The organism is Mesotoga sp. Brook.08.YT.4.2.5.2. (genome assembly GCF_003351125.1).
Classification (GTDB): domain Bacteria; phylum Thermotogota; class Thermotogae; order Petrotogales; family Kosmotogaceae; genus Mesotoga.
On record NZ_JPGZ01000034.1, the window covers coordinates 96,650 to 117,802 of the forward strand.

27 protein-coding genes are annotated in these 21,153 nt (G+C 45.1%); 11 read left to right on the top strand and 16 right to left on the bottom strand.

What is annotated here, in order from left to right:
* Positions 1-51 precede the first annotated feature (51 nt).
* Together Q502_RS15080 and Q502_RS09430 are read right to left on the bottom strand one after the other, a co-directional pair.
* The gene (locus Q502_RS15080) at positions 52-252 is read right to left on the bottom strand and encodes a helix-turn-helix domain-containing protein (RefSeq protein ID WP_102819049.1); all 201 of its coding nucleotides are present in this window, start codon (positions 250-252) and stop codon (positions 52-54) included.
* Complete coding sequence (locus tag Q502_RS09430; protein WP_114794144.1) at positions 253-396, bottom strand: AraC family transcriptional regulator; 144 nt, start codon at positions 394-396, stop codon at positions 253-255.
* Between the two features lie 54 nt (positions 397-450).
* Here Q502_RS09430 and Q502_RS09435 point away from each other — a divergent pair, with 54 nt between their 5' ends.
* Positions 451-645 (top strand): hypothetical protein, encoded by a 195-nt coding sequence (locus tag Q502_RS09435; protein ID WP_102819050.1) that lies wholly within the window; start codon positions 451-453, stop codon positions 643-645.
* Positions 646-709: 64 nt separating this feature from the next.
* Here the strand turns inward: Q502_RS09435 and Q502_RS15085 are convergent, their stop codons facing one another.
* The 6 genes from Q502_RS15085 to Q502_RS09470 all read right to left on the bottom strand — a co-directional run bounded on the left by Q502_RS15085 (position 710) and on the right by Q502_RS09470 (position 5,390).
* On the bottom strand, positions 710-1,033 hold the full coding sequence (locus Q502_RS15085) for a DUF4332 domain-containing protein (protein WP_102819051.1): 324 nt from the start codon (positions 1,031-1,033) through the stop codon (positions 710-712).
* 308 nt (positions 1,034-1,341) lie between these two features.
* A complete protein-coding gene (locus Q502_RS09450) occupies positions 1,342-2,268 on the bottom strand; it encodes a 1-phosphofructokinase family hexose kinase (protein WP_112109516.1) in 927 nt (308 codons plus the stop codon).
* A 10-nt stretch (positions 2,269-2,278) separates the two neighbouring features.
* Entirely contained in the window at positions 2,279-2,965 is a 687-nt protein-coding gene (locus Q502_RS09455; protein WP_102819054.1) for a 16S rRNA (uracil(1498)-N(3))-methyltransferase, read from the bottom strand.
* On the bottom strand, positions 2,966-4,234 hold the full coding sequence (gene serS / locus Q502_RS09460) for a serine--tRNA ligase (RefSeq protein ID WP_102819055.1): 1,269 nt from the start codon (positions 4,232-4,234) through the stop codon (positions 2,966-2,968).
* A gap of 15 nt (positions 4,235-4,249) precedes the next feature.
* Positions 4,250-4,915 (bottom strand): LptA/OstA family protein, encoded by a 666-nt coding sequence (locus tag Q502_RS09465; RefSeq protein WP_102819056.1) that lies wholly within the window; start codon positions 4,913-4,915, stop codon positions 4,250-4,252.
* A 16-nt stretch (positions 4,916-4,931) separates the two neighbouring features.
* On the bottom strand, positions 4,932-5,390 hold the full coding sequence (locus Q502_RS09470; RefSeq protein ID WP_102819057.1) for a MarR family winged helix-turn-helix transcriptional regulator: 459 nt from the start codon (positions 5,388-5,390) through the stop codon (positions 4,932-4,934).
* Between the two features lie 154 nt (positions 5,391-5,544).
* Here Q502_RS09470 and Q502_RS09475 point away from each other — a divergent pair, with 154 nt between their 5' ends.
* From Q502_RS09475 to prmC, 5 genes are read left to right on the top strand one after another with little or no spacing between them, the layout of a single operon-like run.
* The gene (locus tag Q502_RS09475) at positions 5,545-6,270 is read left to right on the top strand and encodes a ribonuclease HII (RefSeq protein ID WP_102819058.1); all 726 of its coding nucleotides are present in this window, start codon (positions 5,545-5,547) and stop codon (positions 6,268-6,270) included.
* Positions 6,267-7,052 (top strand): nucleoside triphosphate pyrophosphohydrolase, encoded by a 786-nt coding sequence (mazG, locus tag Q502_RS09480; protein WP_102819059.1) that lies wholly within the window; start codon positions 6,267-6,269, stop codon positions 7,050-7,052. The genes Q502_RS09475 and mazG overlap by 4 nt, the downstream gene beginning before the upstream one ends.
* Entirely contained in the window at positions 7,049-8,071 is a 1,023-nt protein-coding gene (locus Q502_RS09485) for a SurA N-terminal domain-containing protein (protein ID WP_258001900.1), read from the top strand. The genes mazG and Q502_RS09485 overlap by 4 nt, the downstream gene beginning before the upstream one ends.
* A gap of 1 nt (position 8,072) precedes the next feature.
* Complete coding sequence (locus tag Q502_RS09490) at positions 8,073-8,375, top strand: metal-sulfur cluster assembly factor (RefSeq protein WP_102819060.1); 303 nt, start codon at positions 8,073-8,075, stop codon at positions 8,373-8,375.
* On the top strand, positions 8,372-9,205 hold the full coding sequence (gene prmC, locus Q502_RS09495) for a peptide chain release factor N(5)-glutamine methyltransferase (protein WP_102819061.1): 834 nt from the start codon (positions 8,372-8,374) through the stop codon (positions 9,203-9,205). The genes Q502_RS09490 and prmC overlap by 4 nt, the downstream gene beginning before the upstream one ends.
* Here prmC and Q502_RS09500 read toward each other — a convergent pair.
* A complete protein-coding gene (locus Q502_RS09500; RefSeq protein ID WP_099829648.1) occupies positions 9,180-9,935 on the bottom strand; it encodes an NAD-dependent protein deacylase in 756 nt (251 codons plus the stop codon). The genes prmC and Q502_RS09500 overlap by 26 nt on opposite strands.
* Positions 9,928-10,521 (bottom strand): DUF4897 domain-containing protein, encoded by a 594-nt coding sequence (locus Q502_RS09505; RefSeq protein WP_099829629.1) that lies wholly within the window; start codon positions 10,519-10,521, stop codon positions 9,928-9,930. The genes Q502_RS09500 and Q502_RS09505 overlap by 8 nt, the downstream gene beginning before the upstream one ends.
* 144 nt (positions 10,522-10,665) lie before the next feature.
* Between Q502_RS09505 and trpS the strand changes: the two genes are divergently transcribed.
* From trpS to Q502_RS09525, 4 genes are read left to right on the top strand one after another with little or no spacing between them, the layout of a single operon-like run.
* Complete coding sequence (trpS, locus tag Q502_RS09510; protein ID WP_112109517.1) at positions 10,666-11,649, top strand: tryptophan--tRNA ligase; 984 nt, start codon at positions 10,666-10,668, stop codon at positions 11,647-11,649.
* A gap of 2 nt (positions 11,650-11,651) precedes the next feature.
* A complete protein-coding gene (locus Q502_RS09515; RefSeq protein ID WP_099829631.1) occupies positions 11,652-12,341 on the top strand; it encodes a ScpA family protein in 690 nt (229 codons plus the stop codon).
* A complete protein-coding gene (gene scpB / locus Q502_RS09520; RefSeq protein WP_099829632.1) occupies positions 12,341-12,985 on the top strand; it encodes an SMC-Scp complex subunit ScpB in 645 nt (214 codons plus the stop codon). The genes Q502_RS09515 and scpB overlap by 1 nt, the downstream gene beginning before the upstream one ends.
* A complete protein-coding gene (locus Q502_RS09525) occupies positions 12,951-13,625 on the top strand; it encodes a pseudouridine synthase (protein WP_112109518.1) in 675 nt (224 codons plus the stop codon). Before scpB ends, Q502_RS09525 begins: the two co-directional genes overlap by 35 nt.
* A gap of 28 nt (positions 13,626-13,653) precedes the next feature.
* On the opposite strand, the gene Q502_RS09530 is transcribed toward Q502_RS09525, so the two are convergent.
* Genes Q502_RS09530 through Q502_RS09555 form a run of 6 tightly spaced genes read right to left on the bottom strand, consistent with a single transcriptional unit; the run spans position 13,654 to position 19,460 of the window.
* On the bottom strand, positions 13,654-14,604 hold the full coding sequence (locus tag Q502_RS09530; protein WP_102819064.1) for a glycoside hydrolase family 130 protein: 951 nt from the start codon (positions 14,602-14,604) through the stop codon (positions 13,654-13,656).
* Positions 14,605-14,608: 4 nt separating this feature from the next.
* The gene (locus tag Q502_RS09535) at positions 14,609-15,490 is read right to left on the bottom strand and encodes a glycosidase (protein WP_099829635.1); all 882 of its coding nucleotides are present in this window, start codon (positions 15,488-15,490) and stop codon (positions 14,609-14,611) included.
* Positions 15,491-15,502: 12 nt separating this feature from the next.
* Complete coding sequence (locus Q502_RS09540) at positions 15,503-16,321, bottom strand: carbohydrate ABC transporter permease (RefSeq protein WP_099829636.1); 819 nt, start codon at positions 16,319-16,321, stop codon at positions 15,503-15,505.
* The gene (locus Q502_RS09545) at positions 16,318-17,196 is read right to left on the bottom strand and encodes a carbohydrate ABC transporter permease (protein ID WP_099829637.1); all 879 of its coding nucleotides are present in this window, start codon (positions 17,194-17,196) and stop codon (positions 16,318-16,320) included. The genes Q502_RS09540 and Q502_RS09545 overlap by 4 nt, the downstream gene beginning before the upstream one ends.
* An 18-nt stretch (positions 17,197-17,214) precedes the next feature.
* Entirely contained in the window at positions 17,215-18,465 is a 1,251-nt protein-coding gene (locus Q502_RS09550) for an extracellular solute-binding protein (protein WP_099829638.1), read from the bottom strand.
* 17 nt (positions 18,466-18,482) lie between these two features.
* Entirely contained in the window at positions 18,483-19,460 is a 978-nt protein-coding gene (locus Q502_RS09555; protein ID WP_099829639.1) for a LacI family DNA-binding transcriptional regulator, read from the bottom strand.
* Between the two features lie 358 nt (positions 19,461-19,818).
* Here Q502_RS09555 and Q502_RS09560 point away from each other — a divergent pair, with 358 nt between their 5' ends.
* A complete protein-coding gene (locus tag Q502_RS09560; RefSeq protein WP_099829640.1) occupies positions 19,819-21,144 on the top strand; it encodes a hypothetical protein in 1,326 nt (441 codons plus the stop codon).
* The last annotated feature ends 9 nt before the right edge of the window (positions 21,145-21,153 follow it).

A 21,153-nucleotide genomic window follows, 5' to 3' on the forward strand; every position in this document is an offset into this window, starting at 1 on the left:
CAAAATGTCTCTCCTGTGAAGTCTCTTCTTCTGGATAACGGCGAAGTGAAGTTAGAGTCTTCGATACTTTCCCGGGGTAATAAAATACTTGCTTCTGAATGCTCTGGTGAAGGATTCTTGGGAATCATATCCGAACTGAAGAGCAATTTCGAGTATTGGCATTGAAGTTGTTGCTAGCCTATCAGCCGCTTCGCTAAGCCTTCTACCCTTGAGATACTGTCCGATGGTTTCGCCAACTGTATGGAGGAAGATTCACTGAAGATGAACAGGCGAGTAGAATGTCTCTGCACAGAGATCGCTGATAGTAACTTGAGCTGACAGACTCTCTTCAATGTAATCCATAACAGAATTGACGCAATCGACGTAATCTTCCTTCAATACGGTATCCTTAACCATCCCTTCACCTCCTCCGTGTATGCAAGATTATACATTAGCGAAGAGAGTGGCTTTTTGATAGGAATTATCATGATCCAAATAGAAACCTTGAGACTTGGTTATCAACTTGGTGGAGTCAAATGGTTCAATGAAGAAATGGAAAATCAGTATAAGACGAGTCTTCCAATTGCTCTGGCAGCTTCGATAGTGCTGATAACTTCCTTCGGTAGAGGCGGAATTCCTTCAAAGCCAGTCTTCTCAACGAAATAAATCAGCATTAGCCTCAGTTGTTCCGATTCCCAAGAAGAGAGATTGTCAAGTGTACCCACACTGTTTATATTCTGCAGCAAACACCCACACCTGCCTCATAGTACAGTCTTGCCCGTACGCCTTTCATCCCTTTCAACCGCGAGAGATCTGAAAGTTTCAAGTTTTCTATTATCTTGTGAATTTCGATGCCTGTCCGTTGAGATAGGCTTTCCCTAAGTTCTGGAGTAAATGCAGCTTCGATCATCTGGTCAGTTCGGATGATCCCTGCCTGTGCGAGTTTGTCAATAACCTGTCTGTCGTGCCCCAGGAAACTATCAAGTCCTTTTCGGTCCGAAGATACTTCTTTCTCACGAAGCTCGGCAGCACGTGCAGCGAGTGAAGGTTGCAAGAGAAAACAGAAATAGAGCGCTATACTCCTCAGAAGTTTCTTCGGAAAGCTTCTCTCTTCCGCAAAGACTCTGCTGAAATACAGAATATCTTCTGTTTCTGTCTCTTCGATTGTTTTGCTTTTCGAATCAAGGAGGAACCTTTCAAAGAAGATTCTACTAGACCATCAATAACACTTGATTTCTTGCCCTTTCTTTTGAGGAAAACCGAGAAATTTTCTTTATTACATCGATCGCCCTTCTCATTATGAAGGAGACACGGAACCTTCAAGAAGCAGGCAGAAACGTTGATGGTACGCGCTGAAAGTCATCATAGCCTTTTTACTTCGATTGTTGGCAGGAGTTCAATAACATCGTTGTACTTGCAGAGTTCAGTACCCGGAGTCATAACAGCCGCAGAACTTGCAGCTCCAGCCATTTTCAACGCAACCTCTGCTGTTTCTCCCAGCTCTCTGGACATGCAGTAGGCGGCAAGGAATGAGTCGCCGGCGCCAACTGCGCTCTTTACAGGAACTTCAGGAACGTTTATTCTATAGAGGCTGCCGCTCAGAAGTGCAAGAGCTCCCTTTGCACCCATAGTAAGAAGAACTTCCTCGATCGAGTACTTTTCAGAAACTTCCTGAACTGCCCTTCTGAGGTCGGACTCTCCTTTCAAGTCTCGTTTCAGCAACCTCTGAAGTTCGTGTGTATTCGGCTTTATTCCTTTGGGACCGGCCTTAACTCCTTCAGAAAAAGGTTCTTTATCGGAATCAATATAGACGTTGACACCAATACCCCTCATTCTTGAACACAGCTGCCTGTAAATATCGTTGCTGACTCCTTCTGGAACACTTCCGCATAATAACAGATAGTCATCCTTTCTAAGCAGAATATCGACCGTCTTGAACAGCTTGTCTACTTCTCTGTTGGAGATAACAGGTCCCGGAAGACTCAACCTGTACTGTCCTTTTTTCGTTTCAATGAGTATGTTCGTTCTCGTCTCCTTATCACTTCTTACCGTTGCATAAACAACACCTTCTTCATCCAGCATTTCCTCTACTATCTTTCCGGTGTGTCCACCAAGAAAGGCAATTGATACAGAGTGACCACCCAGTTCGTTTACTACTCGAGACACATCTACTCCCTTTCCGGCGGGGTAATCCTTCACTCTCTCTACCCTTACGGTATCGTCTTCTGTAAGTCTTTCTGTGTAGAGAAATCTATCCAGCGCTGCATTCAATGTCAGTGAAAAGATCATCATCTTCCTCCTATATTCTGCCAAGAAAGTAATTGATAATACTTAGAATGACAATAACACCTGTCTCCACTCTAAGCGTTCTACTACCGAGAGAGATAGAAGTGCAACGATCGGTCAACTCCGCAATCTCCTTCTGAGTAAACCCTCCTTCAGGTCCAACAATCACTCTTAGATTACGTTCCTCAGCAAGATCTTTTTGCATCTCCCTAATTGCTCTTCCTCCAAAGTCAAGAAGCAGATTACGCGATCCTTCCAAGGCGAAACTCTTCAGAACAGATACTTCTGGAACACGAGGGTTCACACTCTGTTTTGCGGCCTCTTTGGCTACGGTCAGGAGCTTTGCGGTCTTGCTTTCGTCTAGTCTCGAGACTGACCTCACACTGTTGAAGACTTCTATTCTATCGACTCCGAGTTCAGTAGCTTTCTCAATAAGAATGCGAAGCCGTGGCCACTTCGTTGATGCCACGGCTACAGTTACTCTTTTTTTATCTCGTTCTATGTATTCTCGTTCGATTATCTTTCCAGAACTACTCGACTTTCCCAGCTCTTTAAGAACGAATCTGTAGATAGTTCCCCTTCCGTCGATACCTATCAGTTTGTCTCCCGGATTAGCCCTCATCACCTTAAGGTGCTTCGTTTCATCGCTGTCAAGAGTGACCGTGTCACCTTCTGCCAATACAAAGTAAGCATTCGGCAATTAACCGATAACCTCCTGTCCCATATACGGCACGAGCACTTTGGGAACAACGATTTTTCCGTCCTCTCTCTGGTAGTTCTCCACTATTGCAACCAGAGTTCTTCCAACTGCAAGTCCCGAACCGTTCAGGCAATGCACGAACCTCAGTTTGTTATCGTCGTCTCTGAATCTGATGTTTGCCCTTCTCGGCTGGAAGTCTTCAACATTTGAACAGGAAGAGATCTCTCTATATGTATTGTATGAAGGCAACCAAACTTCAAGATCGTATGTCTTGGCTGATGCAAATCCGATATCTCCGGTGCAGAGAGATACAACTCTGTAAGGGAGTTCAAGCTTCTTCAAAACGTCCTCGGCATCGGCAGTGAGACTCTCCAGCGCATCATAGGACTTGTCGGGATGAGTGAACCAGACGAGCTCCACCTTGTCAAACTGATGGACCCTTATCATTCCTCTTACGTCCTTTCCATAAGATCCGGCTTCTCTTCTGAAGCAGGCGCTGTAGGCAGTGTACTTCTTTGGAAGATCGCTATCTATTATTTCATCCATGTGTTGTGCCACTAGCGGCACTTCGGCCGTCGGTATCATGAACATATCATCGGGATCTATCCTGTAAGCCTCGTCTTCGAACTTGGGAAGCTGACCTGTTGCCTGCATTGTCTCCCTCTTCACCATGAAAGGAAGGGCAACTTCTTCGTATCCCTTCGAGTGGTGGAGGTCTAGCATGAAATTCGCGATTGCCCTCTCAAGCCTTGCGAGATCTCCCCTAAGAATAGTGAATCTCGCTCCAGAAATCTTGGCAGCCCTTTCGAAGTCAATCAGTCCTGTGTCCGGACCATAATCCCAGTGAGCTTTGATTTCAAAATCAACTTTTCTCGGTTCACCCCAGAATCTGAGAACTACATTGTCTTCCTCGCCCTTTCCTACAGGGGTCGTGCTTGAGGGGATGTTCGGAAGATACAGGAGTTTCTCTCTAAGCTCTTCGTCAATTTGAGAAGTTCGGTTGTCCAGGTCCTTGACTTCAGACGAAATCTCCTTTGCCCTTTCCATCAGAGAAGCAGCAAGACTCTGGTCTTTACTGGCCTTGGCGCGGGCGATTTCCGAGGATATACTGTTTCTTTCGGCCTTCTTTTGCTCCACAATTTGAAGAGCCTCTCGTCTCCTTGACTCAAGATTCACAATTTCGTCCAGTAGTTCGGAGCTCATACACCTCTGTTCAAGGCCCTTTCTAACAATCTCCGGATTCTCTCGAATCAACCTTACATCAATCATCGTCTCTTCCTCCTGCTAGAAAACAAGCTCTATCTCCACACTCTTTCCTTCGAATGAATCGTCATTTGTATCGTAAATCAGTTCACTGGCCCAGATCTTCCTACTATTCTTGAAGTCATCTACGAAAACGCTTCCTTTAAGGTTCAGGAGTCCCGTATCTCCAAAGTATTCGAAGTAAAGGGTATCAACGTTGAGGTCGCCCTTGTAATCGATGAAGATAAGTTCGGGAGTTGCCTCTTCGGTCTCCTTCGCGAAACCCTCGTAATATTCGCTCTTTTGATCGAAGTTGAGAATCTCTGTCCGATAAATGTTTATGTTTTTTCCATCTTCTTCCTTTGAGTAGATCATCGCTTCAACATTTCCGACAAGCATGCCGGTTGACTTATCAAGGTTGTAATCAAGGGAAGAGGCGGTTGCCTCACCGGTCTGAAACTTGACGAATGTCTCCCCTTCAGTCACAAAGCTTTCCCAGTCAGTTGTGCCTTTCGTGGCCGTTGCAAGAGGAGTCTCTACGTAAATGTCTCCATCCTTATTTATCGACACGTTACCTATAAAAGTAAAGACATCTTTTCGGAGCGACCCCAGAACAGTATCCCCTTTGATTCTCACGGTGCTTGCAAAGATTGTTACTGCAAGGGAAACGAGAATTAGTCCAGTTATAATAATACTCTTTCTCTTCATGAATACCTCCAGACGATTATTCGTTTGCTTTCTTAGAGTCCATTATCTCTAGAAGATTCTTGACAATTACCTCGAGAGCCTTTACCTGATCGGACTTTATTTCAGTCATTACCGATTTCAGGTACTCTACTCTTCTATCGATAACGTTCTCTATAAGTGTTCTTCCAGAATCGGAAATGTCGATTATGAATGATCTCCTATCTTTGTCGGAACGTCTTCGTTCTACCAAATCAGCATCAATAAGCCTTTTCACAAGACCTGTTGTTGTGCTCTTGGTTATTCCAAGCCAGCGACTGATGTCACTCATCCTCTTTTCTCCATTGAAGAAAAGGACCTGCAGGACATCGAACTGGGCCGGAGTGATCGGGAAGTCCCTCAGAACCTTTCTTCCTTCCCTTCTAATCCTCGTAGAAATCGTTCTCAGGTTTTTCTCCAGAACTGCTGCATCTTCCTTTTCGATTTCATTTCCGGACATCACTACACCTCCAAACCCTTTGTATTGGTTGAAAGAAACCGTTACTACTCAAGAGATTATATCATCATCTTAACCAGGGTTATGACTGATTCTAGCGTTGGTGGCGTTCATTCACGGTTATACTTGCATAATAACGGTGACTGAAGGCCGCCGAATGGTGATGTATAATCTCAGTATGAAATCAGCTGAAAGAGAGCTCGCCGATTTGACAAGGTTCGATGTCTCATATAGAGAGGATTACATAACAATTGCCGGAGTTGACGAAGCGGGAAGAGGTCCTTTATCAGGTCCGGTTGTAGCTGCCGCAGTCATTACGCTCGAACCTGTGGACGGTGTCTATGATTCCAAGGCTCTATGCAGAAAAGAAAGAGAGTATCTATACGATAGAGTGATGGAGGCTTCTATAGTTGGTATTGGGGTCTCGTCGCCTGAGGAGATTGACTTGCTGAACATTCTTGCTGCAACAAGGCTTGCAATGAATAGGGCTCTGAACAGTTTATCCGAAAGGCCCAATTACGTTCTGGTTGATGGAAAGTTGCTTAATCTAGATGTTAAGGGCGAGTGCATAGTCGGAGGAGATAGAAGGAGCGCATCGATAGCCAGTGCCTCGATTGTAGCAAAGGTATTCAGAGATAGAATTATGGATTCTTTGGACATTCTGTATCCTGAATATGGCTATCGAAGTCATAAGGGTTATGGCACAGAAAAACATCTGCAGGCTCTGAGAAAATACGGACCAACAACGTGGCACAGATTGACATTCAGGCCGATAAGAGAGCTGATCACAAAGGAATTGGCAACGCATTGGTCAAATGAAGAGGGAGTTGGCAGAGCAAGGCTTTTTAGAGCAGGCATGGTTGAGATGGAGGCAAAGAATTGAGAGACGAGTTTGAGGAAAGCGAATGGGTAAGACTAATCGAAACAATGAAGAAGTTGAGATCTCCCGGAGGCTGTGAATGGGATATAGAACAGACTCATAGGTCCTTGAAACCATACCTGATAGAAGAGGCTTATGAGGTTCTCAATGCTATAGACGAAGGGAATGACAATGAGTTGGCAGAAGAGCTTGGCGACGTTCTCCTTCAGATAGTCTTCCACGCTCAGATTGCTGCCGAAAGAGGGGCGTTTTCTATAACGGATATTGTCAGTATGTTGACTGAAAAGCTTATCAGAAGGCATCCCCACGTCTTTTCCGATTCGAAAGGCTACTCCTATCGCCAATGGGAAGAGATCAAAGCGAAGGAAAAGGGAGGAAATGAGTCTCCCGCTTCTTCAATAGGCAAGGTCAACAAAGCGCTGCCAGCACTTAGTTTGGCCCGCAGGGTTCAGGAAAATGCATCGGTTGTTGGATTTGATTGGGAAGATATGAATGGTCCGCGCGACAAACTGAATGAAGAGATTGAAGAACTGGACTGTGCTATAAAGGAAAGAGATAAGAAGAAGATTGAAGAGGAAATCGGTGACCTTCTCTTTACAATTGCTAATTTATCGAGATTTCTCGAGGTTGATCCTGAATCAGCTTTGAGAAGATCGACAGAGAAATTCGTGAACCGTTTTCACGAGATGGAGAGTCATATTGAGAGATACGGTCTGGATATTGAAAGCATGACCATAGATGAGCTTAATCACCTGTGGGAAAAAGCGAAGGAGGGTACAAATTGAAGAAGCTGCTGATCGCTGCCCTGATTATTATGTTACTCACTGTAGCAACATTCGCGCAAACGGAGGATTTATCCGTGAGTGGGATAGCCGCCAGGGTAAATGGCGAGATTATCACCATGGACGCTTTTCTTTCTAAAGTTCTGCCTAACTACACTGAAATATCAAAAAGAATCGAAGAAGTAGATCCTCTGTTTTCTGAGATGCTTCTGAATACGGAAGCCGGTCAGAAGTTGCTTGAAGAATATGAAAGGAATTCTCTGGAGGCGTTGATTGAAGAGACTCTTCTTATTCAGTACGCGAGAGAAGCTGGGATTGAGGCCAACTCAGAAGCATTGAAGAGCGTTGTGAATAAGTCTATTATGGATACGCTGGCAGAATTGGAGATCGAGAAGTCCGATGCAGATCTCTTCTACATACTTAGGGGATACATCGACGGATTGAGTTCCTATGAGGCGAAAGTTGTCCGGGATCTTGCATACAGAGAGGTTCTTAATGCTCTCTATGAAGCAGTCACCATGAATGCTACGGTTACAGAAGAGGAGATTGAGCAGTATTACATGGCCAATTCGTCCAAGTATGCTGTGGAGGAAGAAAGAGCGAACATGAAGGTACTCCTGTTCGATTCATTCTCCGAAGCCTATTCTGTATGGAAGGCCGCGTCGAGAGATGCAAATCCAGCTTCCGTTCTCGACACTTTTCCCGAAGTTGTTACCGGAAGCTTCACGAGGCAGGAAATTGAAAGTCTCAATCCGGAACTGGTTAAGTCCCTCTTCAAGCCAACGGACGGCGAATTGCTTTCTTCTGTTGTAACTCTTGACAACAGATACGCGGTTATCTATCTTCAGTCATACTCTCCTGCAGGTTCGCAGGGTGTTGAAGATGTGAGGGAAGAGATCGAGAAGAACCTGATCGAAGAGAAAAAGGACTTGTTATGGAGAGTCTGGAAAGAACAAGAATTTAAGCCTTTCAAAGAAAGTGCCATAGTAGAAAGATACTATGAAGCAGATGGAGGAGAATGAATTGAGTGTCATAAAGGAAGATGTAATGAAAGCTCTTGAAGAAGTCTATGATCTCGAAATTGGCTTCGATATAGTTTCTCTGGGACTAGTTTACGGCGTGGATATTCAGGATGGGAAAGATGTGAGAATCAAGATGACGTTGACGACGCCGATGTGTCCCCTTGCCGGACTGATGACGGAAGACGCAAGAAGAAAGGTCAGCGAGATCGAGGGAATTGGGGACGTTAAGATTGAGCTTACCTTTGACCCACCATGGACGCCTGAGATGGCAAGTGATGACGTCAGAAAGATTCTTGGAATGTGAAATCAAGGGAGCTAATTGAGATATCAATAAAGAGGCTCAGTGAAGCGGGAATCGACAATTCCCGCTTTATTGTGTTCTTACTTTCGAAGGAAATCCTATCGCTGACTGAAGTCGATCTGCTTCTTGATACTCAAAGAGAAATCGAATCTTCTCTGACCGTTGAGTTTTTTTCGGCAGTGAAAAGAGTTGCCAAAGGGGAGCCAATAGACTACGTACTTGGCTACAGAGATTTTTTTGGAATTAGACTAGAGCTTTCCCCTTGTGTGCTCATTCCCCGCAGCGAAACTGAAGAGTTGGTTGAGATCGTTATTGAGGAAGAAAAAGACTCTAAAGTCTTTGCCGATATCGGAACGGGAAGTGGAGCGATAGCCTGCGCTCTTGCGCGAAGTCTTCCCTCAGCTACTGTATTCGCGACCGACATCTCAACGGAGGCAATCGCTCTTGCGGAGCAGAATGCCAGAAATAACGGGATATCTAACGTGAAATTCATTGACGGAGACAATCTCAACGGACTCGGAGAATACCTGAACTCTGTCGAGGTTTTGGTTTCCAACCCGCCTTATATAAGAACAACAGATATCGATTTGCTCGATGTCAGCATAAAAAACTACGAACCGTTGACTGCCCTTGACGGCGGTAGGGATGGACTTGACTTCTACAGGGAGTTTTTCAGGAGCCTCCCGCGTGGAAAGAGGGTATATCTGGAAATTTCTCAGTACGAGACGGACGGTCTTCGCAAACTCTTTTCGGAGATCGAAGGTTACTCTTGCGAGTTCAGAAAGGACTTATCAGGGAACTACCGATTCATGATTCTGCTTCCAATAGGCTGATGACTTCTTTAGAAAACCCTTCAAGTTCGACCCTAAAAATATGGTCGGCCAGATAATCGAGACCAGTCTCATCTCTATTCACGATTGCCACTCTGGCGCCAGATGATTTCGCAATTACCGGAAACTGAGCCGCGGGATAAACCATGAGCGAAGAACCTAATGCGAGAAACAGATCTGCAGCAAGCGCAGCATCTTCAGAGCTTCTGATAGCCTTCTCGGGAAGCATCTCGCCGAAAAAGACGATTCTTGGCTTTATCAGGCCTCCACAGCTGCATTTCGGAACATCAACGCTTTCCAGAATGAGCTCCATCTCCGACCTATCAAACTTCCTGCTGCATTGAAGACAATCAAACAGGGAGACTGTTCCGTGCAACTCGACGACATCTCTTGCTCCAGCTTTTTGCAGGAGACCGTCGATATTCTGGGTGATGATTGTTTGAATCAATCCCATCTCTTGCAATCTCGCTAGAAGTATGTGGGTGGCATTTGGTACTGTGTCAGCCATGGTGTGTATTCTCTCTCTTGCTACTTTGTAGTAACCAGCAGGGTCTTTCATAAAGGAACTGAGTTCGAAAATCTCTGGAGAGACTTTGCTGTATAGGCCCCCGGGACTTCTAAAATCTGGAATACCACTGGCAACAGAAACGCCGGCACCGGTTAGTACTGTGGTATTGGTAGATTCTTTTAGAAGAGAAAGGAACGACTTGGCTTCTTGACTGACTTCACTCACCTCTTGCAAACTGAATCTTTGGAAACTTCGTCTTGCCAGTGTCTGCCCATATATATACATTTCCGTCTGCTACAACTGTAGGTGTGGGATTGACTTCGATAATCGTTGCGCCTGGCGGAATTGAGATAGTAAGTGAATAGGCTTCCCCTGTAAGATCGAACTCCATATCTCCCATATCAGTGTTTACTACTCCTTCTTCAACGGCAGCAAAGCCCGAAATAACGGCATGCTCAATTACTCTTACTCTGTTAGAACCGAGAACCGTTGCGGTCGACTGAAAGTCCTCTACATACATAGCCCGGTTGAAGCTCTCTGCAAACTGGGTCATTGACTCCTGGAAGTCTGCGAACTGTTCTTGCTGAGGTTTATCGTATTGCTCGAGAAACTGTGTCATCTGATTTGGTTTATTGAAGATGATCTCGGTTTCAATATCCAAGGTGGCTCGACCTTCGTAGTCATATGAATAGTTGCTGGTAGATGACAGAGTGTCAATATCAAGTCTGTTGTTAAATGCCATAAACATGTTGACTGCAGTCATCCCAACCATAACAACAACGAGTATGATGAGAAGGGTATTGAATTTCATATGTAACCTCCCGATTATTATTAGATTGGTCCTGAGAATATGATAACATCATTCTGTGCTAAAATACATTGTAGATACCTTTGCGATCGCAGTTGACGATCGATATTAGTTGTATATCGGGCTTTTCGGTTTGGAGGGATTTCAGTGCGAGTTCTCAGTGGCATGCGCTCGACCGGCAGACTTCATCTAGGGCATTTCGTAACTCTTGAGAAATGGAAAGAGCTGCAGGACCAGGGAAATGAATGCTTTTACTTCGTGGCTAACTGGCATGGCCTCACTTCCCATATAGATGAAAGTTCTAACTTCTATGACTGGAGTCTTGACATCGTCCGAACATACGTCTCAGTTGGTCTAGATCCCGAGAAATCAGTTCTCTTTGTTCAGTCTGCAATTAAGGAGCACGCGGAGCTGTTCCTGTATTTCTCTATGCTCGTGTCTGTTTCGAGATTGGAAAGGGTGCCGACTTTCAAGGATCAGAAGGAGCAGATCACAAACAAGGACCTTTCAAGTGGAGGGTTTTTGCTATACCCTGTTCTTCAGGCAGCGGATATTCTCATGTATCTGGCGACAGGAGTTCCGGTTGGTGAGGATCAGGTTTATCATGTTGAGCTTACAAGAGAAATTGCAAGAAGGTTCAACAATCAGTTTGGCGAAGTGTTCCCAGAGCCGGAACCGATTCTTGCTAAAGTGCCCAAGCTTCCGGGAACTGATGGCAGAAAGATGTCCAAGAGCTACGGGAACTACATTCTGATCGATACGGATGAGAAAGAGCTCTGGAAGATGATTGCTCCGATGATGACGGATCCGGCGAGAAAGAGAAGAACCGATCCGGGAGATCCGGAAAAATGTCCTGTATGGGATTATCATAAGGCTTTCACTTCCTCCGATGAAGAGAAGTCTTGGGTCGTTCAAGGATGCAAGACTGCAGGAATCGGCTGTTTGGAGTGTAAGAGACTCCTTCAGCAGAACCTGGTTGAAAGACTCTCCCCTGTTTGGGAGAGGCTGTCCTATCTGAAAGAAAACCGTGAGGAGCTTTCCGAGATAATCGAAGATGGAAATCGAAGAGCTGCAGAAGTGGCTAAGGAGACAATGAAGAGGGTTCTTGAAGCAACTAAGCTGGGGTGGTGAAGGTGGAACAGCTTGAACTGGTCTTCAGTTTCCCTGAATTCGAAGGACCGCTTGACTTGCTCGTGTATTTAGTCAGGAAACACCGGGTAGACATTCGTTCGATCCCCATCACAGTCATAGCAGACGAGTTCATTGCACACGTCAACAAGATGAAATCTCTGGATATGGTAGTGACTTCCGATTTCCTGGTGATGGCTTCAACTCTAATGGAGATGAAGTCCAAGGCTCTGCTCCCCAGAATGAGCAATAATGAAGCCGAAGTGTTTGAAAATCAGCAGAAAGAACTCTACAAAAGCGTAGAGGAGTATAAGGCCTTAAAGGACCTGTCAAAAGAATTCCGGGTAAAGCTCTACGATGCTTACAGCTATGAAAGGGCAACAGCCAAACCGGTAGTTGATCAGAAGAGGAAAGAGGATCTTCCGGACGAACTTACGGAAGCTTTCAAAGCCATTCTAAAGGAGACGGTATTAAGAGAAAGAGTATATACAATCGTTTCCGAGAGCATAAACGTTGAAGACCGAATGCTTCAGATAGAACAGCTCTATGAGACAATTGAGCTGTACAAGTTCCTTATGGATCTCGAAAGCAGATCGGAAGTAATTGTCTCCTTTCTTGCAGTGCTTGAACTCCTGAAGCTCAACAGGTACTATCTTGAAAGTGTAGAGCCTCTCGTTCTCAGAAGGAGGGTCTAGTGAACGAGGAATTGACAAAGAAGGCAATTATCGAAGCGCTGATCTTCTCTGCAAGAAGCGGCATTGAGCCGTCAAGAATCGCGTCGATTATCGGTATGAAGCTGAATCAGGTTATGTTACTGCTTGAAGAGCTAGAGGGAGAATACCAAGGACATGATCATGGTGTAATGATTAAGTCCGTTAACGGCAGGCTAAGATTCTATACCAAAGCATCGATTCAGTCATATGTAAGTCAAATATCGGTGAGACCTCTGGTGAGCATTACCGACACTCAGATGGAAGTTTTGGCGACTGTGGCTGTGAAGGGACCGCTAACAAGAAATGATGTTGAACTAATAAGAGGAAGGTCTTCTCAAGCCCAGCTTTTAGAGCTGTCTAAGATGGGACTTGTGGGCAAGAGGAAATCGAAGCTGCCGGGCAGACCTTACCTCTACAAAGTCAGTTCGCGCTTCTACGAATTGTTCCAGGTTGACGATCTCGCGGAGATTGTTCAGGGGTTGGCTATTGGCGGGGGGGAAGATAGTTTTGAGGCTTCACGAGATGATCTCACAGATAACGGGAATGTCGAGAAGGAAGTCGACTCAAGCGATCCTGGACGGGAGAGTGAAGGTGAACGGCAGGATCGAGACATACCCGAGACTTGATGTGATTCCGGAGTCTTCAGAAATTCTTCTTGACGGAAGTAAGCTAAGCTTTTCCATAGAAGAAAAAGTCGTATATTTGGTTAACAAACCTCTTGGTTATCTCAGCGCCATGAGCGATGATCGTGGAAGAAAGACGTTGGCTGATCTGATAAGTGAAAGGATTAAGGAGAGAGTATTTCACGTAGGCAGACTGGACCAAGACAGCTGCGGATTAATAATCATGACGAATGATGGTGATCTCGCTAATCTCGTTTCTCATCCTTCTTCAGAGATAGAGAAGACTTACGTCGTGGGAATAAAGGGAAGACTTACCGATCAGGATATCGAAGCAGTGAGGGCTGGTGTTACACTTGCCGATGGATTCAGAACAGCTCCGGCAAAGATAAGACTGGTCAGAAGTGATAGAGATCTGTCGAAGTATTCGATTACGACTCACGAAGGCCACAAACGAGAAATTAGGGAGATTCTTAGGGTATTCAACAAACAGGTTTCCACTCTTGTCAGAGTTGCTATAGGCACTCTTGGCATATCTCTTGTTCCAAATCCAGGTGACATAAAAAGGCTAAGCAAGAGGGAGATTGAATCGCTGAAGAAAGGGGCCCAGAAAAAGAGCCCCGGTAAGGACAACAAGAGATTGTAGATGTCTTCATTACCAAAGATTCACAGTCTCAGCTACTAAGATCAACAACGAACGCTCCAATGTAGGTGTCTGCTGCACCATAGTACAGAATCAGCTTTTCTTCATGAACTACGGCTCCTTCGATAAATATCACATTTGGGACCTGCCCTTGTTTTTCCCAAATAAGTTCAGGTTCTGCGAGAAACCTGTCAGTCCTCATTATAAGTTTTCTGGGATTGCTTATATCAAATAGCGCAGCCCCCGGCCTGTAGATCGTGGAAAAGTCGGCGCTGTTGTATATGAGAAGAATCCCCTCTTCTGTTATAATGGGCGTCGGTCCCGGCTCTATCAGTCTGCTGTCGAAGTAACCCTGTCTTGGTTCCAATACGGGACGGGGAAATACCGTCCAATTTCTGAGGTCGGTGGAATAAGCGAGTTTTATAGAGGAATCTCCAAAGTACATGAAGTACTTCCCATCAATCTTGGCAGGGACGATTGCGCCTGACTTTGACCAGGTATCGTCTTTGAATACCGGGCCCAATTTCTCCCACTCTTCGAAGTCCTTTGAGACGGCTATGCACAGTCTCGCCTTCCCCCCATCATAACCCGTGTAGGTAAGTATATAGGTATCGTCTATCTTCACTATTCGAGGATCTTCGCAGCCTCCCGGGATCTCGTATGATTCCGTTGGCGAAATCAGAGGATCTGACCGCCTTGAGAACTCGAAGCCATCTGCCGATGTCGCCAGGCCAATCCTTGATGTGCCATTCCATCTACCTGTGCCGGCCCAGTCTTCCGATCTGTAGAGAAGATAGACAGTCGAGTCAATAACTATAGCTGCCGGATTGAATACGGCCTTGCTCTCCCACCCGACACCTTGAGGCATCACTATAGGAAGCTCAGATGCTCTTTCAATGTTATATAGCGATTCAAACTCTATCGAAATGGAAAATACCGATGAACATAGAGAGAGCAATACCACAAGCAGTAGTCTTCTCACATAATCAACTCCTTATCCAGTTGATCACAACCTCTTTCTCGATTGTGGCCAGAGCGATAAGGTTGTCTGCCGCCCCATAATAAACATAATAGTGTCCTTCGTGTTCCACCATTGCATCGGAAAAAACGACATTTGGGACGCCTCCAAACACTTCCCACTCTTCTTCTGGTTCAAGAATCGGTTCATTGCTTCTCTTTATGACCTTCTCAGGGTTCTCTGAGTCTAGTAACATGAACCCCAGTCTGTAAGTAGGTCTAGGAGTGTCTTCCACGCCGTGATACAGTACAAGCCACCCGTATTTAGTTTTGATAGGTGGAGCACCTACCCCAATCTTCAGATTGTCCCACATGCTGGGTCTCGGACCGGCTATAGAAGTGAATCGTGTCCAGGTATTGAGATCGTCTGAATACGCCAGATACATGTCCGGTTCGATTCTGTGGAACATAATGTAGCGTCCGTTCACCTTCTCCGGAAACAGCGCTGCATCTTTGTTGTCGACATCCGGGATAATTACTCCGTGACGCTCCCAGCGGAGAAAATCAGTCGTTGAAGCCATCGAAATTCGTACACCAAGAGGAGAATAGGCCGTGTATTGCATGAAGACTTTTCCCTCCAGCTCCGTTAGCCTGGGGTCCTCAACGCCGTAAAGCTCCCATTGACTTCCGGGAGTAAAGACCGGCTTCTCAAGTCTGTTGAATCTAACACCGTCGAGTGAAACGGCGTAGCCCATTCTTGAAACCATATCTTCTCCCTGGGCCCTGTATAGCATGTGAAAGACTTTTTTTCGTTTGACAACGGCACAGTTGAAAACATACTTAGATTCCCAGTGATGTTGCGGGATCGGAGAGATAAGAGGGTTTAACGGATGTCTTTTCAGTTTGATCACAACTCTCACTCCTTATTTCAATGACATAGAGATTCCTTGAAGGAAGTACTTTCTGAACACCAGAAATATGACTACCATGGGCATAGTCTGAAGGACAGAACCTGCAAGAACCGGTCCCAGGTAACTTCCGTACTGCATATTGAAGCTTGCCAAAAGTACTGAAAGCGGCATCTTTGAATAATCGCTGACAACTATTAGAGGCCACATGAAATTATCCCATATTCCGATGAATGTGAAGAGTCCAACGATAGATACGGTCGAGCTAGTTAGCGGGATCAACACCTTCGTGATTATCCAGAGGTCGTTTGCTCCATCCATTCTAGCTGCTTCAAGGTATTCGTTTGGAACGGCTCTGAAGGACTGTGTAAACATGAAGACACCCCAAGCGGAAACGAGGGAAGGGAGTATGAGGGCCGTTCTGGTGTCAATTAGACCGAGATTCCTTATGAGGACATATAAAGGGACAATAAAAAGAAATCCCGGGAATATCATCTGAAATATTATGAAATTGAATATCACATTTCTTCCTTTGAAACTTAGCCTTGATAGTCCGAAGCCAACGAGAGCCGAGGTCACTAGTACTCCAAAGGTAACGGTTACAGATATGAATATCGAATTGCCAAGAGCTTGAATAAACGGTCTCTCCATCTTGTCGGCGGCTTCTAGAATGAATCTATAATTATCAAGGGTGAACTGGCTCGGCAGGAATCCGCCATAAATTTCATTAGTTGGCTTGAAAGACGATAGCAGCATCCATATATATGGGTAGATCCATACGACGGAGGCGGCAAAGAGAATGACATAAAGGATAATCATCGGTATCTTCTTCATACCATCTCCACCTCTCTTTCAACAAGCTTCCTGGTGAGCAACACGCATCCGTAACTCAGAAGAGCCACTATGATTGCCAACGCCGATGCGTATCCCGGATTGATTTTCTGGAATGCTGTCGTGTAGATGAGCATCTGGAATGTATATGTGGTTCTCATCGGACCTCCTCCCGTAATGAGGAAGGGCTCGGTGAATATTCCAAAAGTTAGAGTAAGGGAGAGAACCAGAACCATAACTATCGACGGATTTATAAGGGGCAGAGTGATCCTGAAAAATCTCGTCATCTTTCCTGCTCCATCCAGTTCAGCAGATTCATATAGACTCTCCGGTATTGCCTGAAGCCCTGAGAAAAGAATGAGACCGTAGTAACCAATGAATTTCCAGGTTACCATCATTGCGATAGATAGCGTTGCCAGCTGTGGACTGCTAAACCAGGGGATTGTGATTCCGAAAATAGACCTAGTAATGCTGTTTAAGGGACCGTTTATCGCAAACAGCTTTTGGAATATGATCGAGTAGGCGACTCCGGAGGAGACGTTGGCAACGAGAAATGCCAGTATGAAGAAGGTCCTGAACATCTTCACCTTCTTCAGGCCAAGAGCAAAGAGTAAGGAGAGACCGAGAACCATTGGGATGAAGTAAAGCATGAAATTGAAGGTGTTCAGGAAGACCCTCCAGAATAGCTCATCCTGGAAGAGCTTAATGAAATTGTCAAACCAGATAAACTTCCTGGGTGTGAAGTAATTCCATTTCGAGAGTGCCAGAATCAGTAACCATACGAACGGGTACCCCCAGAAAATCGCTGTATATACTAGGTATCCTCCTGACAGAGACCAGCCCTTTATTGCGTCGATGGTTTTCAATCTCTTCCTCACTCAAAATCACCTCTTCTCTTAGAAGAGTTCTCTTCTTACTCTTGTTGCCGCATCGCTCAAAGCTTCGAATGGAGTGGATTTTCCATACATTATTTGTTCGATGAGAAATGTCGTGAGAATATCTTGAACCTCAACAGTCTTGGTGGTTAATGCGGGCGGGACAGCATAGGCAACATGGCTAGCGTAAGCGGCGAACTTTGGGTTCTCATCCATGTATTCTTGAAAGATGGGGTTAGATAGCAGATCCTCTCTTGCAGGAGGAAGGTTGGTAACTTCCATCCATTTCCGATCTTTCTCAATATCTGAGTAAACCCACTTGATGAACTTCCATGCGGCTTCCTTATGCTTTGTTGTTGCAAACATTACCAGTCCCTTAGTATCTGCGAACGTGTATATTGGTTTGTCTTCTGGATAGTCGTCCGGGACTGGAGGTGGAGCGATTGCAATGTGGTCAAAGACATCAGGGAAGAGGTTCCTCGCCTGATTGATCTCCCAAGGCCCGAATATACCACCAAGAACTACTCCGAAGTAGAATGGGTTGCTTCCGAGGTCGACCGCCGTCCAGTTGTTTCTGAACATGGTATCTATGAATGTGACGACTTCTTTCCCCGTATCGTTGTTGAAGAGAGCTCTTGCTTTCTCAACATCCAGATATGGGGAGCCCTCGCTTGCCGCATAGTAATAGGTTATGAAATCATACCATCTGTCGTACCAGTTTCTGCCCATTACGACCAATGTTCCATACTTCTCGTAAGGGACGGAATACTTCTCACTGATTTCATAGATCTCCGAGTATGTTCTGGGCGGCCTATCATATCCCAGCTCTTTCAGTATGTCCGATCTCCACCACATCATAATCGGATTCGAGTATATTGGGAGCACGTAATAGTCGTTTCCAAATTTCCAGCTTTCGACTATTGAAGTCATCTTCCTCTTCTCCATTAGCTCCCAGAAATCCGGGAAGGAGTTTAGCGGAACAAGTATGTCTGCTTCGATAAGTTGTGCTGCAAAACCCGAGAAGATGTTCGTGCAGATGTCAGGCATTCTTCCCGATGCGATTGATGTGAGTATAGCCTCCTCTGAGCTACCGGCAGCCGGGATCGTCGACCACTTTATCTGGATATCCGGGTTGTTCTGATTCCACTCGGAAACCACTTCTTTCCAGAAACTCTCTTGAAGAGGATTTGGCGCTGTCCAGAAGACAAGCTCAACGCCAAGTAATCCCGAGATAAGGCACAGGAATACCGTTAACAGAATTAGTTTTTTCACGATCTTTACCTCCTTTTCTATAAAGTGCTCTCTCTCTGGACAAATTCGGTAAACAGAGAAATCTTTGTAGGATGAGGTTCATTGCCAATTAGCAGACTCTGCAGTCTTCTTGATGCTACAACCCCCATCTCACGCTTGAAGATCTTGAATGTCGTCAACGAAGGGGTGGTACCGGAAGAGTTTATAATGTCATCAAATCCCATAATCGATGCCTCTTCTGGTATTTTTATGCCTCTTGCCTGAAACTCTTCCATTGCTCTGATTGCGGCCGTATCATTACACCCGAATACTGCGTCTGGAAGCCCGTATCTTGAAAGCAAAAGGTCAATAATCGCGCTCATATTGTCGTTTTCTTCGTCGTATTCAAATGCTCTAGGCAAGTAGCCGGCGCTTTCCATTGCTGAGATATACCCGTCGTATCTATCTCTGAAACCAAAGTGAGACAGGGGACCATGGATGTTCACTATCTTCTTCAGACCTTTTGAGAAGAGCTTTCTCATTCCATATACAGCTCCATCGTAACCATCAGAAACAACACAGTCTACCTTGACACCGGCAAGATACTGATCGACCAGCACAACCGGTTTCCCGCCCTCTTTGACCATTCTCACATCTTTCTCGCTTATTTCTCCACCTATCATCAGATATCCGTCAAAACTATTCGAGAACTCATCTGTCGATACTAATTCTCCTCTCATGTTGTTGTTTAGAAAGAACTCCTCAATTCCATTAAGAACGATAGTGTAAAATTGATCAGATTTGCTGGAAAGAATCTTAAACAATCTTCTGCCAGCGACGATGCCGATGTTGAAGTCAAGCTTTCTGCTTGCAAGGTAGCTTGCAACTTTTGAGGGTTTGTACTCGAGTTCTTCTATGGCTGACAAGACCTTTTCTCTTGCCTTCTTCGAAACGTAGCCGCTCTTATTCAGCACTCTTGAAACGGTTGCGGTTGATACTTCTGCCAGTCGTGCGACATCAGATAGTTTTGCTGACAAGTAAATCACCTCTAGCTATGTAAACGCTTACATCTCTAAAAGTAATATACCTCGATTGAGGCTCAATAATCACATTCGAGTAGCAACTAATAAAGCCATTCAGTTAGTATTTAGAGCTATTAAGTCAATAATATGCCGTTTTGCATGTCTTAAATAATCGTAGGTATCAAAGTTGATTAAAGTTAGACGAAAAAAGTAAATTTAGTGCGGAATCAGGTTATATTACCAATTGATTGCCGATAATCTTCGTAAGTCATTATTTTTGATTCCATATCATTCTAGATCAAAGAAGTGACAAGATTCTATAATCTTAAGTGATATGTAAGCGATTTCACATCGACTTCTAGGAGGTGTTTGTATGAAGAGGTTCTTGGTTCTTTTCTTCATAGTGCTTTCGGTCTTTTTAGTTGCAGAGACTATAAGGGTTCCCGTGTCTGTCAATTCCTTCACCGGGGAGCCTGTTGCCGTTACAATTGCCATGAGTGATATTCTTGATCTCGTTGGGGTTGACTTCGATGCCAACTGGGACTCATTAAGAGTTGTTCAAGACGGAAAGGAGCTTCCGTATCAAATTGATGATGCCGATCTGAATGGAAGGCTCTCATCCGGGGATATTCTCTCCTTCTTGATCACAGGTCCTGCAGAGATAACGGTTAGTGACAACTTTGACATTCTTCCCCCAACCTACCAGTCGGTAGGAAAAGTAACTGAGGAAGATGGGCAGTGGGTTATTGAAATCGGGGAAATAACTGCAATTGCCAATAACAAAGGTCTCGTTAAGGTAACTGGTTTCGGAGATGTGGAAGGAACTGTGGTCGATGAGATAGGCATTGTCAGGATGTCGGGTTATGTTGGATCGACCTATTACATCGATGGAGAGTTTGGCAGGCACGAAGAAAAGACGTCGGGAGATTTTGCAGTCAAGGAAGTCTCGGTTCTTCCTGCCGGGCCCGTAGGAATCACTGTTGTTAGCACGCTTGAAGCGAAACCTTTCCTGGGTGTAACTCAAAAAATCATCACCACAATCTTCAGCAACGGGGATATAATTTCTCACAACACCTTTGAATTTGCGACATATGCCGAACTAATGAAACTACAGATAATGGCAACAAGAGTATTGACTGACGTAGCTGAAGACACGGTCCATACGCTTCCTGTATTCAGAAGACTTCTCTGGGCCGATCAGCTTAATATTACACCACTAGAATACTGGCTTGAGAGAAATGCGATAATGTATTTCGGAAACAAGCCCTATATTGTCTTCCCTGCTGTAGATTCAATGAGACCGCTTTGGTGGGGTGCGACGTACATATTTGCTTCTCAGGAAAGCTGGAGAGCCAACTACTCGTTGTCATTGAAATTGGGTGTCGCAGAGATAAACCCCGAAGTACCTGTTGTAGTAGCCGACTACGAGAAATGGATAGGAGGTCTTACTTGGGTATATGAGAGCAGGGAATTCAGGGACGGATACTTCGAATGGATGCCCGGTGAGATTGACATCTTCGAAAGCACTAGAGGTTATGTCTCTTCAAACTGGGAAGACTACGTAAAGCGCTTTGCGGCAGGAGATGTTGTCAGTTTCAAGAGAGTCTACTCGATATTCAACGCCGACTCAATTCAGGATTCAATCGAGTTCGCTGAGCTCAAGAAGTCGGAGATTCAGTCACTCAAGATAGGAGAATAATCGATCTTT

Coding starts and splice junctions, on each gene's coding strand:
- Q502_RS09465 (WP_102819056.1), bottom strand. CDS start 4,915: ATGAAGAGAAAGAGTATTATTATAACTGGACTAATTCTCGTTTCCCTT.
- Q502_RS09470 (WP_102819057.1), bottom strand. CDS start 5,390: ATGTCCGGAAATGAAATCGAAAAGGAAGATGCAGCAGTTCTGGAGAAA.
- Q502_RS09475 (WP_102819058.1), top strand. CDS start 5,545: ATGGTGATGTATAATCTCAGTATGAAATCAGCTGAAAGAGAGCTCGCC.
- Q502_RS09505 (WP_099829629.1), bottom strand. CDS start 10,521: ATGAAATTCAATACCCTTCTCATCATACTCGTTGTTGTTATGGTTGGG.
- Q502_RS09540 (WP_099829636.1), bottom strand. CDS start 16,321: ATGAAGAAGATACCGATGATTATCCTTTATGTCATTCTCTTTGCCGCC.
- Q502_RS09430 (WP_114794144.1), bottom strand. CDS start 396: ATGGTTAAGGATACCGTATTGAAGGAAGATTACGTCGATTGCGTCAAT.
- Q502_RS09560 (WP_099829640.1), top strand. CDS start 19,819: ATGAAGAGGTTCTTGGTTCTTTTCTTCATAGTGCTTTCGGTCTTTTTA.
- Q502_RS09450 (WP_112109516.1), bottom strand. CDS start 2,268: ATGATCTTTTCACTGACATTGAATGCAGCGCTGGATAGATTTCTCTAC.
- serS (WP_102819055.1), bottom strand. CDS start 4,234: ATGATTGATGTAAGGTTGATTCGAGAGAATCCGGAGATTGTTAGAAAG.